Raw genomic sequence first — 13,722 nt, forward strand, 5'->3', positions numbered from 1 at the left:
TTAAGCGGAAATAATCCAAATTTGAGATGAATAAATATGAGCGGAAGCATGCCATGTAGCGCCTCAGAAGTCCAAATAGAGACGTTGTTGAATCAGCTCATCAGACAGCTAAAAAGTGCTGAACAATGGTCTGTTACACCACCAAATGAGTGGGCCATGCAAAGTGAAGCGCCTTTTGCCTGTGACCGAATGGATTTTGCTCAGTGGTTGCAGTTTATTTTCATACCTAAGATGACAAGTTTGCTTCAGGCAAAATTGCCTTTACCTGAGCGAATGACACTGTTGCCGATGGCCCAGGAGTGGGCGAAAGAATTAAAATGTGATGGGCAATACACAACAGCCATTCTTGGTACCATTAGCAAAATTGACTTGATATTCAGTGACGCCCCCCTATGACGCTAACGATTTTGTACCAAGATGAATTCATTGTGGCGATACACAAACCTGCTGGTTTGTTAGTTCACAGAAGCATGATTGATCGTCACGAAACTCAGTTTGCCATGCAGATGCTACGTGACCAGATAGGTCAGCATGTATTCCCGGTTCATCGCTTAGACAGGCCTACTTCCGGCGTGCTGGTGTTTGCCCTGTCAGCGGACATTGCGCGTTTGTTAGGAGAGCAGTTTGCGACCAATACCGTTGCCAAGACGTATTTCGCGATTGTTCGTGGCCATGTGAACGCACCTGGCTTGATAGATTACGCCTTAAAAGAGAAGCTTGATAAAATAGCAGATAAGCGGGCGAATCAAGATAAGGACCCGCAAGAAGCACAAACAGAATTTACACCGATAAAGCAATTTGAGCTGCCGTTTGCAGTTAGTCGTTATCCGTCAGCTCGTTATACGCTAGTCAAGTTGCACCCTAAAACCGGTCGCAAGCACCAATTGCGCAGACACATGTGTCATATTAATCATCCTATTGTAGGGGATACTACACACGGAGATGGCAAGCACAATAAGTTCATGCGTGACCAATTTTCGTTTAATGGCTTGGCATTAACCTGTCAGCAGATGTGTATTACCCACCCAATGAGTAATGAAAAGCTAGCAATAGTGAATGAATTCGACCTGCGGATGTCTACCCTGATGGCGCAGTGGGGATGGGAGGTACCATCGTTAGATGAGTTAGATCTGCCTTCAATTAATCGGTAAACTAATTTTGATTTAGTAATGGAAGAGTAAAAAATGAGTAAAGTAGGTATTTTCGTTGGTTCAGTTTACGGTAACGCCCAACATGTTGCAGAGCAAGTACAAGAATTGCTCAACGGTAAACAAGTGGTTAGCGAAATATATGATGACCCAAGCGTAGATGATTTTAAACGTTCTGATGGGTACATTTTTATTTCTTCTACGACGGGGCAGGGGGATATCCCACCTAATCTAGAATTTTTTGTTTCTGACTTAAAAGATATGTTTCCACTCATGGATCAAAAGCCTTTTGCTGTCATCGGCTTGGGCGACAGCAGTTATTGCGATTCATACTGCGGGGCAGGTGAGCAGCTACATGAGTTACTGCTTGAACTACAGGGCAAGCCAGTGGCTGACATGCTCAAAATTGATGCTTGTGAAACCCTTGAGCCAGAAAAAGAAGCATTAGCTTACATTGAGCCAATAGCGGATGAGTTTGCTTAATAGTTAGTAAAGGCTAATAATCAAAGAAAGGGCGAGATAGCACTGATATCTCGCCTTTTTCGTTATTAGGGAATACGATGACGATTAATGCGAAGCGGGTGCCGGTCGTGTATCAACCCCACTGTTTGCCATAAAGTATGCGAGCAGGGCATAGGCCGCTTGGTTTTGTGCTAGTGCTTTTGGATCCACCTTGTCTAAAGTGTCATTGGCTGTATGGTGATAATCAAAATAATAGGTACCGTCTTGCAGTAGCGATACAACAGGTACCCCGTACTTGGGCAGCATAGACACATCAGGCCCACCTCCAGCTTGATTGTGCCCTTGCTTAACCCCTATATTTTCAAGCGCTGCAAACAAAGGCTTCGCTTGCTCAACGGCATCAGGCGCAAAAAGCGTATCGATTTGATATATCTCACCTGCACCAAAATCAGACTCAGCGGCAACAATAATATTGCCTAATTCAGCTTTGTGTTTACGGGTGTATTCTTGCGCGCCGGTTAAACCAAACTCTTCTGATGCATAAAGTACCACGCGAATGGTGCGTTTAGGTTGACCCATAAGGTTTTTGATCACTGTGGCTGCGCCGGTCACTATGCCTACGCCAGCACCATCATCAAGCGCGCCAGTGCCTTCGTCCCATGAATCTAAGTGCGCACCAATTAATACGATCTCATCTGGCGACTCACTACCGGTAAATTCACCGATAACATTGTAAGACGTCTGCCAGCCGTGTTCTTTAGCACGCATCTCTACCGCCAAGGTCACATCTTTACCTGCATTGAGCATGGCTTGCAAATTGTCTGCATCAGCATTAGATAAAGCACCAGCGGGGATCTTCTCAACGTCATCTGAGTATTGCATGACACCCGTATGAGCAAAACGTGAATTGTCTGTGCCTACAGAGCGAATGAGCACGGCTTTGGCTCCTAGCTTAGCTGCTTCTATTGCACCCTGAGAGCGACCAATGACCACAGGGCCGTAGCCTTTACCTGCGCGATCTCGCTGCATGCGCTGGTTAATAAATACAATTTTATCGCGAACGTGTGCACCATCAGCTTGCTTCAACGAAGCCAACGAATCAAACATGACAACTTGGGTAATGAGTCCGCCTTCAGGGGTCGCTACCGAGCCACCTAGCGCTGTGATGAACAATTTTTGCTGATATGGAGCAATGACCTTTGCATCTGCAATGCCGCGCGACCAATTGCGTACACGCACAGGCTCTTTGTAGACTTTATCAAACCCTAGGGCTTTGAATTTTTCTTCTGCCCAAGCGACTGCGCGTTTATCACCCTCGCTGCCAGCAATGCGCGGCCCTACTTCTACGGTCAAAGACTTGACGACATCGTAAGCGAGCTCACTTTTTAACGCACTATCGCTTAGACGTGCTAGATCGGCTGGAACGGTATTGTTTTGCGAGGTTGATGTACAAGCACTTAGCAATAATGCACTGCAAAATGCCAATGATGGGTAAAAGAGCGCGGCTTTCATGTGGTTCCTTTTGAAATATCGTTTTTTGTATGCACGTTCGGGTGTAAGCAAGCTCACATTATTCACAATAAACGCTTGAGAAAATAAAGAATAGATAAACTGAAGAATTTCAGACACAAAAAAAGCGCCTAAGCGCTTTTTTGACAATAAAAACTCTGAACCGATATTAAGCTAGTGCTTTGATCTGTGCAGATAAACGGCTCTTATGACGAGCAGCTTTATTTTTATGGATAAGACCTTTAGTTGCCATACGGTCAATTAAAGGTGTAGCAGCTGCAAATGCAGCTTGAGCAGATGCTTTATCGCCAGAAGCGATTGCAGCAAGTACTTTTTTCAAAGATGTACGTGTCATAGAACGACGGCTAGCGTTGTGCTGGCGGCGTCTTTCTGATTGTAGTGCACGTTTCTTAGCAGACTTAATGTTAGCCAAGTGGAACTCCCAAAAAATTCTAGTCAAAATTCAAGGGTGCGGATTGTGCCTATCAGACCTGTGTTTGTCAAATGCTTTTGCGTATTTATTGCGCAAAATAGCACTTAATTCCCAAGGTATCGTAATGCTGGATCTGAATCGTATTCACAATCAGCGAAGTGGGCGACATTAATAGGCATTCGCACCTGCCAAACAATAGTTTACCTGAGTTCCTTGATTGAGCGAAGTGGCAATATGTATATATGCAAAATTAATCAAAACTATCCTTGGTTGCTTCGTATTTGCCTTTGAATCTGACAGTTTTTTGTGTGAATGCTTCTAACTAATTTAGCCATGACGCATAATAGGCGCGGAATTATTCGGATAGTTTATTTTGTAAAAGGAAATCATGTGTCGAATCGTTTGTTGAAATCCGGATTAATTGTCAGTTGTATGACCTTTTTATCACGCGTTTTAGGTTTAGTCAGAGATATAGTAGTTGCAAATTTAATGGGTGCAGGTGCAGCAGCCGACGTGTTCTTTTTTGCCAATAAAATCCCTAATTTTCTTCGCCGGCTATTTGCCGAAGGCGCATTTGCTCAAGCATTTATTCCTGTTCTGACTGAAGTCAGCAATGAAAGTGACCCAAATGCGATGAAGCAGTTCGTTGCCAAAGTATCAGGCACCTTAGGCGTAATAGTAACAGTCGTCACCTTTTTGGGGGTAATTGGCTCGCCAGTGGTGGCGGCAATATTTGGCACAGGTTGGTTTATGGAGTACCTAAACGACGAGCCACAAGGGGCTAAATTCGAATTAGCGGCGTTAATGCTGAAGATCACGTTTCCTTATTTGATGTTTATTTCATTAGCAGGCTTAACCGGTGCGATATTAAATACCCTGAATCAATTTGCCGTATCTGCGTTTACACCTGTGCTATTAAACGTTGCGATTATCAGTTGCGCTATATTTATGGCGGATACCTTCAATGAGCCAGGGTTTGCCCTAGCGTGGGGGGTATTTATTGGAGGCATCGTCCAATTTGCCTTTCAGCTGCCGTTTTTATATCGCGCCGGATTATTGGTCAAGCCGCAGTGGGGTTGGTCAGACCCAAAGGTCACTAAAGTGCGTAAACTCATGATCCCGGCTTTATTTGGCGTTTCTGTGGGGCAATTAAATTTATTATTCGATACCTTTATTGCCAGTTTCCTGGTTACCGGCTCCATCAGTTGGCTTTATTATTCAGATCGTTTATTAGAGTTCCCGTTGGGGTTATTCGGTATTGCCATCGCGACGGTTATCTTACCGACCTTATCACGTAATCATGTGACGAAAGATGCAAATGCATTTAGTGCAAATATTGATTGGGCCCTGCGCATGGTCTGTTTATTAGGAATACCAGCTGCTGCGGGTTTGATGATCTTAGCTGAGCCCATGCTTATTGTATTATTTAAGCGCGGCGAATTTACAGCCCTTGATGCGACACTTGCGTCTTATAGCCTAATTGCTTATGCCACAGGCTTGCTCAGTTTTATGCTTATTAAGGTGCTTGCACCTGGCTTTTTCTCCCGACAAGATACGAAAACGCCAGTGAAATACGGTATATGGTGCATGGCCTCTAATATGCTGTTTAACCTAATTTTTGCTATCCCATTCGGGTATCTTGGATTGGCGATAGCAACGAGTTTGTCTGCCACCATGAACGCGGCTTTGCTGTATAGCAAATTGCATCGTTTGGGGGTATATAAGATGTCTTCTGGTACGTTGTTTTTTCTCGCCAAAGTTTTCATTGCGACGTTAATTATGACCGCAGGTTTACTCTATTATCGGCCAGGAATCGAAAGCTGGTTAGGCTGGGCACCTGCTATGCAGATGACGCAGTTAGCCATCATGATTGCTGGGGCAGGTGTGGTGTTTTTACTAAGTGGTATAGCGTTAGGAATACGGCCAAAACAGCTACTATCAAAAGCAATTCAGGTAAATTAAGCGAACTGCGCTATAACGGGCTGTATCTCTGCGCGTAGTTCGTTATAATCCGTCGCTTTGATTTTAGCCAATAGTATCAGTTTCATCATCAAAGCGTAAAGAAACTGATGTGAATGAGGAACACAGTGGAATTAGTCCGCGGTTTACATAATCTTCGTGACAGACACCGAGGATGCGTACTGACAATTGGTAAGTTTGATGGGGTTCATCTAGGTCATCAAGCCGTATTAAGTCAGCTGGTGGTTAAGGCTCGTGAGCTTGGGCTGCCCGCGACAGTAATGGTTTTTGAGCCGCAACCTGAGGAATTATTTACCCCAGACCATGCGCCCGCACGATTAAGCCTATTACGTGACAAATACGTGCAGCTTAAAGCGTTAGGCGTTGACCGGCTACTGTGCTTAAAGTTTGATAAACGTTTTGCCTCGTTTACCGCTGAGCAGTTTGTTGAACAACTTTTGGTGGAAGATTTAGGTGTTCAATTTTTGGTGGTAGGTGATGATTTTCGTTTCGGTAAAGGGCGAGTCGGACATTTCGCTATGTTACAAGCGGAAGGTCAAAAGTGCGGATTTAGCGTAGTCAGCACCCAAAGTTTTCGGTTAGATGATTACCGCATTAGTTCTACAGAAGTGCGTAAGGCGCTAAGTGAAGACAATTTTATCTTAGCGGAAAAAATGCTTGGTCGCCCATTTACCATTTCTGGCAAAGTGCTACATGGTGATAAAAAAGGCCGCACAATTGGTTTTCCTACCGCTAACCTATTGCTCAAACGTTGCAATGCCCCCATTAACGGTGTGTTTGCTGTTGAGGTTGATATAGCGGGTACAATATATAGCGGCGTAGCAAATATTGGCACACGACCGACGGTGAACGGTCAGCGCTCTCAGTTAGAAGTGCATATATTTAATTTTACAGGCAATCTGTATGGGCGCTTTATTTCAGTGGCCATAAGAGCAAAATTACGCAACGAAATTAAGTTCGATTCATTCGAACAGTTGCATCAACAAATATTACGTGATGCTGAGCAAGCCAAACAGCTGCTCGGTGTTGACTGAAATTAATGACGAATAACGACGATTTTGGATTTAGCAATCAATGAGTGACTACAAACATACTTTGAATTTGCCTGAGACTGAGTTCCCCATGCGCGGAAACTTGGCCCAGCGTGAGCCTAAAATGCTGCAAGACTGGACTAATAAAGCGCTATATCACAAAATTCGCGCGGCGAAAAAAGGCAAAACGCCTTTTATTTTGCATGACGGTCCTCCGTATGCCAACGGTGATATTCACATTGGCCACGCGGTAAATAAAATTCTTAAAGATGTGATTGTTAAATCAAAAACGCTATCTGACTTTGATGCGCCCTATGTGCCAGGCTGGGATTGTCACGGCCTACCAATTGAATTGATGGTTGAAAAGAAAGTCGGCAAAGCAGGCAAAAAAGTCACTGCCGCTGAGTTTAGACAGAAATGTCGCGAATATGCTGAAAAGCAAATCAACGGGCAGAAAACAGATTTTATCCGCCTAGGTGTGCTGGGTGAATGGGATAAGCCATACAAGACCATGGACTTTGTTTCTGAAGCTAACATTATTCGTGAGTTGGGTAATGTTGTGCGTTCAGGCCATTTGGAGAAAGGCTTCAAACCAGTACATTGGTGCACAGATTGTGGTTCTGCGTTGGCTGAAGCTGAGGTAGAGTACCAAGATAAAGTATCGCCTTCTATTGACGTACGCTTCAATGTGGCTGATGAAGCCAGCTTTACTAAGCAATTCACCGCAACTGGTGAAGGCTTAGGTGAAGGTACGATATCTGTGGTCATTTGGACCACCACACCTTGGACATTACCGGCAAACCGCGCGATTTCTTTGCACCCAGAATTGGAGTACAGCTTAGTACAGGTGCAGTCAGAAACGGGCACCGAGCGCTTGGTGCTGGCAACCGATTTGTTAGACGAGTGTATTAAGCGTTTTGGTTTCGAAAACACTCAAGTTCTAGGAACGGCATTGGGGCAATCGCTTGAAAACATGCAAGTAAAACATCCGTTTTACGATTTTACTGTGCCCCTTATTTTAGGTGAGCATGTGACAACCGATTCAGGTACAGGTTGTGTACACACAGCCCCAGGCCACGGTGTAGAAGATTTTAATGTTGGTCGTCAATACAATTTAGAAGTGGCAAACCCTGTTGGTGCAAACGGCGTTTATCTTGAGAACACGCCCATTTTTGCCGGCGAGCACGTATTTAAAGCCAATGAACATGTGGTTGAAGTGCTATCAGAGCGCGGCGCATTAGTACATCACTTCAAATATAGTCACAGTTACCCACATTGCTGGCGCCACAAGACGCCATTGATTTTCCGTGCTACGCCTCAGTGGTTTATCGGCATGGATAAAAATGGCTTACGTGAAGCGTCAATCAAGGAAATTCATAATACGCAGTGGATCCCTGAATGGGGTGAGAGCCGTATTGAGAGCATGGTTGCAGGTCGTCCTGACTGGTGTATCTCGCGCCAGCGAACTTGGGGTGTGCCAATTGCTTTGTTCGTACATAAAGACACAGGTGACTTACACCCGAACACTGACGAGCTCATTGAGCAAGTGGCTCAGCGAGTTGAAAGTGAAGGCATTCAAGCATGGTGGGATATCGAACCACAAGAGTTACTCGGTGATGATGCCGATACCTTCGTTAAAGTATTAGACACTTTAGATGTATGGTTTGACTCAGGCGTCAGCCATTATTTTGTGGTCGACAAGCGCGACGATATACCCGCGTCTGCTGATTTGTATTTAGAAGGCTCGGATCAACATCGTGGTTGGTTTATGTCGTCGCTAATGACCTCTGTGGCAACCAAAGGTCATGCTCCTTATAAGCAAGTACTTACTCACGGTTTTACCGTTGATGGCAAAGGCAAGAAAATGTCTAAATCGTTAGGTAATACGATTGCGCCACAGCAGGTGACCAACAAGCTGGGGGCTGATATTTTGCGTTTATGGGTGGCATCGACTGATTATCGAAGCGAAATTGCGGTATCAGATGAAATCCTAAAGCGTTCAGCCGATGCATATCGCCGAATTCGCAACACATCGCGCTTTTTGCTGGCTAACTTAAATGGATTTAACCCGAAAACGGATCTCGTGCCCTTTGAAGAAATGGTTGAGCTAGACAAGTGGGCTGTTAGTCGTGCTCATGCTATTCAAGCTGAGATTATTAAGGCTTATGAAGCCTACGATCTGTTAGTTGTGACTCAAAAGCTCATGCATTTTTGTTCAATTGAAATGGGTAGCTTCTACCTTGATATCATCAAGGATCGCCAATATACCGCCAAGAGCGACAGTCACGCTCGTCGCTCGTGCCAATCCGCGCTTTATCATATTGTAGAAGCGCTTGTTCGTTGGATGGCACCTATTACCAGCTTTACCGCACAAGAGATCTGGCAAGAGATGCCTTGGCAAGAAGAAGAGTTCGTATTTACCGACTCTTGGTATACAGGGCTTTCGGCTCAATCGCAGAATACACAATTCAATGATGCATTTTGGCAGCAAGTGTTAGCCGTTAAAGACGAAGTGAACCGTAGAATTGAGCTTGCTCGTAAAGAGGGCACAATCGGTGGTTCACTTGAAGCCGAAGTGAAAATTTATGCCACTCCAGAGCTTACTGATTTGCTTGGCAAGTTAAAAGACGAAGCACGCTTCGTGTTTATTACCTCGTCTGCGTCAGTTGAAGGCTTAGAAAGCAAGCCTGCAGATGCAACAGAAACTGAAGTACCTGGCCTGTGGCTACATATCAGTGCATCGGAAGGTGAAAAATGCGCTCGTTGCTGGCACCACAGAGAAGATGTCGGAACTAGCGAAACACACCCTGAGTTATGCCAACGTTGTGTAACCAATGTCGACGGTGAAGGTGAAACACGCGCGTATGCTTAATTTATTTAGACAGAGTGGCTTGCGTTTTTTGTGGTTAGCCGTGGTGGTGTTTATCATTGATCAGGTTACTAAGCACTGGATCGTAGCAAATTTGGAGCCGTACCAAGCGATACAGTACACCTCTTTTTTCAATCTGACCCATGTTTATAATTATGGTGCGGCATTTAGCTTTTTAAGTGATGCAGGCGGTTGGCAACGCTGGTTATTTACCGGGATCGCCATTGCCGTATGTGGCTTAGTGACATGGTGGTTGAAAGAGACCTCACGCCAGCAAGTTATGCTACCTGTGGCATTTTGTTTGATTATTGGTGGTGCTATTGGCAATGTGTTTGATCGCTTGATACATGGTTTCGTTATCGATTTCTTAGTGCTTTACTATCAAGACTGGTATTGGCCTGCATTTAACGTGGCTGACAGTGCGATCTGTTTAGGCGCCTTTTTGTTAGTGATAGATATGTTCAAAAATAAGGACAATGTAAATGAGTGATTCATCTGGGGTCATTACCGACAACAGTGAAGTGGTATTACACTTTGATTTGAAATTATCTGATGGCTCAGCAGCGGACAGCACGCGGGTCAATAATAAACCAGCTAAGTTGGTGATAGGGGATGGCAATCTAACCCCAGGATTTGAGAGCTGCTTATTAGGATTGGCAGCGGGTGACAAAAAATCATTCACGCTTGAGCCTCAAGATGCGTTCGGATTTCCGAACCCAGATAATATTTACCACCTTGATCGCAGTAAATTCAGTGGTGAAACGCCAGCAGAAGAGGGCATGATTATGACCTTTTCTCAACCTGATGGTAGTGAGTTACCTGGTATAGTACGCTCGGTTGCCGGTGCATCTGTGACGGTGGATTTCAATCATCCGTTAGCTGGGCAAACCATTACATTTGACGTTGAAATTATTTCTGTCGCGTAATTTACATCCCCCTTTTTGAGTAAACGTTAACCCTAGGAAACATTATGCAAATTCATTTGGCTAACCCACGAGGCTTTTGTGCCGGCGTAGACCGAGCCATTACGATTGTTGAGCGCGCTTTGGAGATTTTTTCACCGCCTATTTATGTACGTCACGAAGTGGTACACAATAAATTTGTGGTGGATGGGCTGAAAGAGCGCGGGGCTGTTTTTGTCGATGAACTCATCGAAGTGCCCGATGACAGCATAGTGATTTTCTCGGCGCATGGCGTATCTCAAGCCGTGCGTAATGAAGCGAGCGCTCGAGGCTTGAAGGTATTTGACGCAACCTGCCCATTAGTCACCAAGGTGCATATGGAAGTGATGCGCGCCAGTTCAAAAGGCACTGAATGCGTTCTTATTGGTCATCAAGGCCACCCCGAAGTTGAAGGCACTATGGGCCAATATGATAACCAAGATGGCGGCATTTACTTGGTGGAGTCGGTTGATGATGTTGCTAGCTTAGTCGTTAAAAACCCAGCGGCTTTGTACTACTGTAGTCAAACTACCCTTTCTGTTGATGACACGGCTGATGTGATTGATGCATTGCGCGCTAAATTCCCTGCAATTGAAGGGCCACGTAAAGATGATATTTGCTATGCAACGCAAAACCGTCAAGACTCAGTGCGTGAGCTGTCAGCTGATTGCGATGTGTTGCTCGTGGTTGGGGCACAGAACAGCTCTAACTCGAATCGACTACGTGAGCTAGCTGAAAAAATCGGTGCAAAAGCACATTTGATTGCCGATGCTGATTGTATTCAAAAAGAATGGCTAGTTGATGCTAAGCATATTGGTGTTACCGCCGGGGCCTCTGCGCCTGAAGTGTTGGTACAAGGGGTGGTTGATCGCCTGAAACTTTGGGGTGCGAGTAGTGCCACTGAACGCGCAGGCCGCCTAGAAAATATAGAGTTTGCCGTACCAAAAGAATTACGAGTCAAACAAGTAAGCTAAAACCTTTCAGTTGGACATAGTTGCTGGGACATGCTGGTGTTCTCAGCAGCTTATGTTTGTTTTCCTATTTTTACTCATCTGATTCATCTGTTCTTGAAACCTAGGCTACACCACGTTTTAGTCTGTTAGCAATTATACCTATAGTCTAAAGTCGATAACTAAACTTCACCTGCATTGCGCTAAGCTTCAATATCACTATTTCGTTCGTGGTTAGCGTTTATCAAAACAACAATATTTACTTTCCATCAAGCGGCAGGCCTATCATCACCAAGGAGGATGAACGGGGTGGGCATGGTCGAAATATTAGTCACCTTGTTTATTTTGACGGTGGGCTTACTTGGCGTGGCTTCTTTGCAATTTGTCAGCGCGTTTTCAAATGCGGATGCATTACATCGTAGCCAAGCTGTTTTAGTGGCTCAGCAGTTCAGTGAGCGCTTACGGGCGGCAGCCGAGCCTTCTACACTGGGACTTGGGCTGGTGGTTGATAATCAATATTTTGTTCAAGACGCATATAATTTTGCAGATCTATCGTGTGATTCCGGGGGCTCCCCTTATGAGTGTTTTTGTTTAGCTTTACCCCCTACCGTTCCTAACTGTTTACAAAACCAGTGCTCTAGCGCTCAGTTTGCCCAATTTGACGCCTATGAAGTTTCCTGTGCAGTGACTGCAGCAGCGCCTAGCCTATCGATTTCATTGACATGTGATGACAACAATGCGCTGGATGCAGATAGCTGCAGTGCAGGGTCACGTCATCACATCATGGTGGCCTGGCCGGTTGAAAGCTGGCAGAACCAAGAGCGTATTTTAAATGCTGAATGCAATACGAATCAAAGTGTTGCTCACGACTGTGTCACCTTGGATTTAACCTTGTAATGCAACGTAACGTCACTTTCAGACATTCGCAGGTAGGGTTCAGTCTTATTGAATTGATGATCGCTCTCGCTTTGGGCTTGGTGATTTCTGGTGCGGTAATTCAAGTGATGGTCAGTTCAAGGGTAACACAAGGTGTTAATCAAGCGGTGACATCAGTGCAGGAAAATGGGCGCTTTGTGATCACTCGCCTGCGTCAAGAAATGCTCATGGCGGGGCGTTCTGATTTACTCGACACCAATCTTAGTCATACCGTTGACGTGATTGAAGAAGCAAGCTTCGTACAAAATCATCCCGTTTTATTACCGGGGGATTTAACCACGATGCCGCTACTTGGTGCTACGCAAGGCAGCGCTGGGGCGAATGACAACTTAGTTATCGGATTTCAAGGCAGTATGGATTGCAGAGGTAATCGTTTGGGTTATGCACAAGGTGAAGAGTTTTACGTGGTGAATCATTACTTTGTGCAAGGTAACGCTCTGCGCTGCCGAGGTTTTGATGGGCGGGTGCTGCGAGGGAAATTAGCGGGTAACCAGTTGGTAGACAATAGCGCAGAAATCATTCTGGATGATGTGTTTAGCTTTCAAGCACTTTACGGGATCACCCATAATGCGTTCTCTGGAGATAACTCGGGTCGTCCCATACGCTATGTGCGAGCAGATGAACTCGCTGCCTTGTTGGCCAGTGGGAGCCAGGTTGTTGCATTGCGTTTAGCGGTCCTTTTACGTGGAGATGGGGAAGCACAAGTCAGTACACAAAAAAGCTACAAGTTATTAAATGAAGCGGCGATTACCCCCAGTGGAACAGGCTTATTTAAGCCATTTGAAACCACGATAACACTGCGGAATGTTAAAAATATTATGCGAAGTCGAAAATTATGAATGGTAAATACTTATTTGAACACACTAGTCAGCGAGATTGTCAGCGACTCAACCAGCGAAGCAAGCAGCAGGGCTTGGTTATGGTGTTCGCATTGCTGGTCCTGGTGAGTTTAACTGTGCTGGGGATTGCATCTGTGTCTAGCGGGCTGTTGCAAAATAAAATGGCGGTGTCGTTGCAAACCCAAACACTCGCGTTTGATGCTGCTGAGGCCGCGATTGCGGGCGTAGTATTTGAATCTGAAGATACCACTGTGATAAGTGATTTGGTTATGGTCGACCCGTTAACCCAAGCGCGACAAAATGATGCGTTAGACATGCAAAATGACACCTTGCGTTGTCAAGATAACGAGAATTGGATTAATCGACGTGTTACCAGTAGCGGGCTTTCGATCGGTGCACAACATCTAGAAGAGGGGCATTACGATACAAGTCCAGCTATCGATAGTTGGTCACGTACTGCTTATGTGCGAGAGCAGGCATGTTTAGGATCAAGTAATGTGATCAGTGGCAGCCATATTACCTGTCATGTTTTTATTGTTAAAGGATGCGGCCAAATGGAAGGTAGCCGTTCAATTGTCGCCAATAGTTTAACTGCCGCCGTTTTAGCGCCAGCGTCACAATAAT

Annotated in this window: 14 protein-coding genes; 12 read left to right on the top strand and 2 right to left on the bottom strand. The window is 45.2% G+C overall.

Translation table 11 applies throughout. The annotated features are described in order from the left end of the window. Window positions 1-48 precede the first annotated feature (48 nt). The 3 genes from FX988_RS18445 to FX988_RS18455 are packed head-to-tail and all read left to right on the top strand — an operon-like array spanning window position 49 to window position 1,631. Window positions 49-396, top strand: a complete 348-nt coding sequence (locus FX988_RS18445) for a YqcC family protein (protein WP_254700661.1) — start codon at window positions 49-51, stop codon at window positions 394-396. Continuing rightward, window positions 393-1,151 carry a tRNA pseudouridine(65) synthase TruC gene (gene truC, locus FX988_RS18450; RefSeq protein ID WP_160181551.1) on the top strand — a complete coding sequence of 253 codons (759 nt, stop codon included), beginning with the start codon at window positions 393-395 and terminating at the stop codon, window positions 1,149-1,151. The genes FX988_RS18445 and truC overlap by 4 nt, the downstream gene beginning before the upstream one ends. Window positions 1,152-1,184: 33 nt before the next feature. Continuing rightward, the gene (locus tag FX988_RS18455; RefSeq protein WP_160181552.1) at window positions 1,185-1,631 is read left to right on the top strand and encodes a flavodoxin domain-containing protein; all 447 of its coding nucleotides are present in this window, start codon (window positions 1,185-1,187) and stop codon (window positions 1,629-1,631) included. Between the two features lie 84 nt (window positions 1,632-1,715). Here FX988_RS18455 and FX988_RS18460 read toward each other — a convergent pair whose 3' ends face one another. Together FX988_RS18460 and rpsT are read right to left on the bottom strand one after the other, a co-directional pair. Then, window positions 1,716-3,122, bottom strand: a complete 1,407-nt coding sequence (locus FX988_RS18460; RefSeq protein WP_160181553.1) for a M28 family peptidase — start codon at window positions 3,120-3,122, stop codon at window positions 1,716-1,718. Between the two features lie 166 nt (window positions 3,123-3,288). Continuing rightward, window positions 3,289-3,552 carry a 30S ribosomal protein S20 gene (gene rpsT / locus FX988_RS18465; protein ID WP_006993166.1) on the bottom strand — a complete coding sequence of 88 codons (264 nt, stop codon included), beginning with the start codon at window positions 3,550-3,552 and terminating at the stop codon, window positions 3,289-3,291. A 390-nt stretch (window positions 3,553-3,942) separates the two neighbouring features. Here rpsT and murJ point away from each other — a divergent pair, with 390 nt between their 5' ends. From murJ to FX988_RS18510, 9 genes are all read left to right on the top strand, one after another. Further along, on the top strand, window positions 3,943-5,514 hold the full coding sequence (gene murJ / locus FX988_RS18470) for a murein biosynthesis integral membrane protein MurJ (protein WP_201751603.1): 1,572 nt from the start codon (window positions 3,943-3,945) through the stop codon (window positions 5,512-5,514). 125 nt (window positions 5,515-5,639) lie between these two features. Beyond that, window positions 5,640-6,566 (top strand): bifunctional riboflavin kinase/FAD synthetase, encoded by a 927-nt coding sequence (ribF, locus tag FX988_RS18475; RefSeq protein ID WP_160181555.1) that lies wholly within the window; start codon window positions 5,640-5,642, stop codon window positions 6,564-6,566. 40 nt (window positions 6,567-6,606) lie between these two features. After that, complete coding sequence (gene ileS / locus FX988_RS18480; RefSeq protein ID WP_160181556.1) at window positions 6,607-9,435, top strand: isoleucine--tRNA ligase; 2,829 nt, start codon at window positions 6,607-6,609, stop codon at window positions 9,433-9,435. After that, a complete protein-coding gene (gene lspA / locus FX988_RS18485; RefSeq protein ID WP_160181557.1) occupies window positions 9,428-9,922 on the top strand; it encodes a signal peptidase II in 495 nt (164 codons plus the stop codon). Before ileS ends, lspA begins: the two co-directional genes overlap by 8 nt. After that, a complete protein-coding gene (gene fkpB / locus FX988_RS18490) occupies window positions 9,915-10,358 on the top strand; it encodes an FKBP-type peptidyl-prolyl cis-trans isomerase (RefSeq protein ID WP_160181558.1) in 444 nt (147 codons plus the stop codon). The genes lspA and fkpB overlap by 8 nt, the downstream gene beginning before the upstream one ends. A gap of 44 nt (window positions 10,359-10,402) precedes the next feature. Then, the gene (ispH, locus tag FX988_RS18495; protein WP_160181559.1) at window positions 10,403-11,347 is read left to right on the top strand and encodes a 4-hydroxy-3-methylbut-2-enyl diphosphate reductase; all 945 of its coding nucleotides are present in this window, start codon (window positions 10,403-10,405) and stop codon (window positions 11,345-11,347) included. Window positions 11,348-11,638: 291 nt separating this feature from the next. Continuing rightward, window positions 11,639-12,220, top strand: a complete 582-nt coding sequence (locus FX988_RS18500; RefSeq protein WP_160181560.1) for a pilus assembly protein PilV — start codon at window positions 11,639-11,641, stop codon at window positions 12,218-12,220. Further along, window positions 12,220-13,098, top strand: a complete 879-nt coding sequence (locus tag FX988_RS18505) for a PilW family protein (protein ID WP_160181561.1) — start codon at window positions 12,220-12,222, stop codon at window positions 13,096-13,098. Before FX988_RS18500 ends, FX988_RS18505 begins: the two co-directional genes overlap by 1 nt. Window positions 13,099-13,178: 80 nt before the next feature. Next, window positions 13,179-13,721, top strand: a complete 543-nt coding sequence (locus FX988_RS18510; protein WP_160182234.1) for a PilX N-terminal domain-containing pilus assembly protein — start codon at window positions 13,179-13,181, stop codon at window positions 13,719-13,721. The last annotated feature ends 1 nt before the right edge of the window (window position 13,722 follow it).

The sequence above is a fragment of the Paraglaciecola mesophila genome (assembly GCF_009906955.1).
GTDB classification, from domain to species: domain Bacteria; phylum Pseudomonadota; class Gammaproteobacteria; order Enterobacterales; family Alteromonadaceae; genus Paraglaciecola; species Paraglaciecola mesophila_A.

Coding starts and splice junctions, on each gene's coding strand:
- FX988_RS18445 (WP_254700661.1), top strand. CDS start 49: ATGCCATGTAGCGCCTCAGAAGTCCAAATAGAGACGTTGTTGAATCAG.
- truC (WP_160181551.1), top strand. CDS start 393: ATGACGCTAACGATTTTGTACCAAGATGAATTCATTGTGGCGATACAC.
- FX988_RS18455 (WP_160181552.1), top strand. CDS start 1,185: ATGAGTAAAGTAGGTATTTTCGTTGGTTCAGTTTACGGTAACGCCCAA.
- FX988_RS18460 (WP_160181553.1), bottom strand. CDS start 3,122: ATGAAAGCCGCGCTCTTTTACCCATCATTGGCATTTTGCAGTGCATTA.
- ileS (WP_160181556.1), top strand. CDS start 6,607: ATGAGTGACTACAAACATACTTTGAATTTGCCTGAGACTGAGTTCCCC.
- lspA (WP_160181557.1), top strand. CDS start 9,428: ATGCTTAATTTATTTAGACAGAGTGGCTTGCGTTTTTTGTGGTTAGCC.
- fkpB (WP_160181558.1), top strand. CDS start 9,915: ATGAGTGATTCATCTGGGGTCATTACCGACAACAGTGAAGTGGTATTA.
- ispH (WP_160181559.1), top strand. CDS start 10,403: ATGCAAATTCATTTGGCTAACCCACGAGGCTTTTGTGCCGGCGTAGAC.
- FX988_RS18500 (WP_160181560.1), top strand. CDS start 11,639: ATGGTCGAAATATTAGTCACCTTGTTTATTTTGACGGTGGGCTTACTT.
- FX988_RS18505 (WP_160181561.1), top strand. CDS start 12,220: ATGCAACGTAACGTCACTTTCAGACATTCGCAGGTAGGGTTCAGTCTT.
- FX988_RS18510 (WP_160182234.1), top strand. CDS start 13,179: ATGGTGTTCGCATTGCTGGTCCTGGTGAGTTTAACTGTGCTGGGGATT.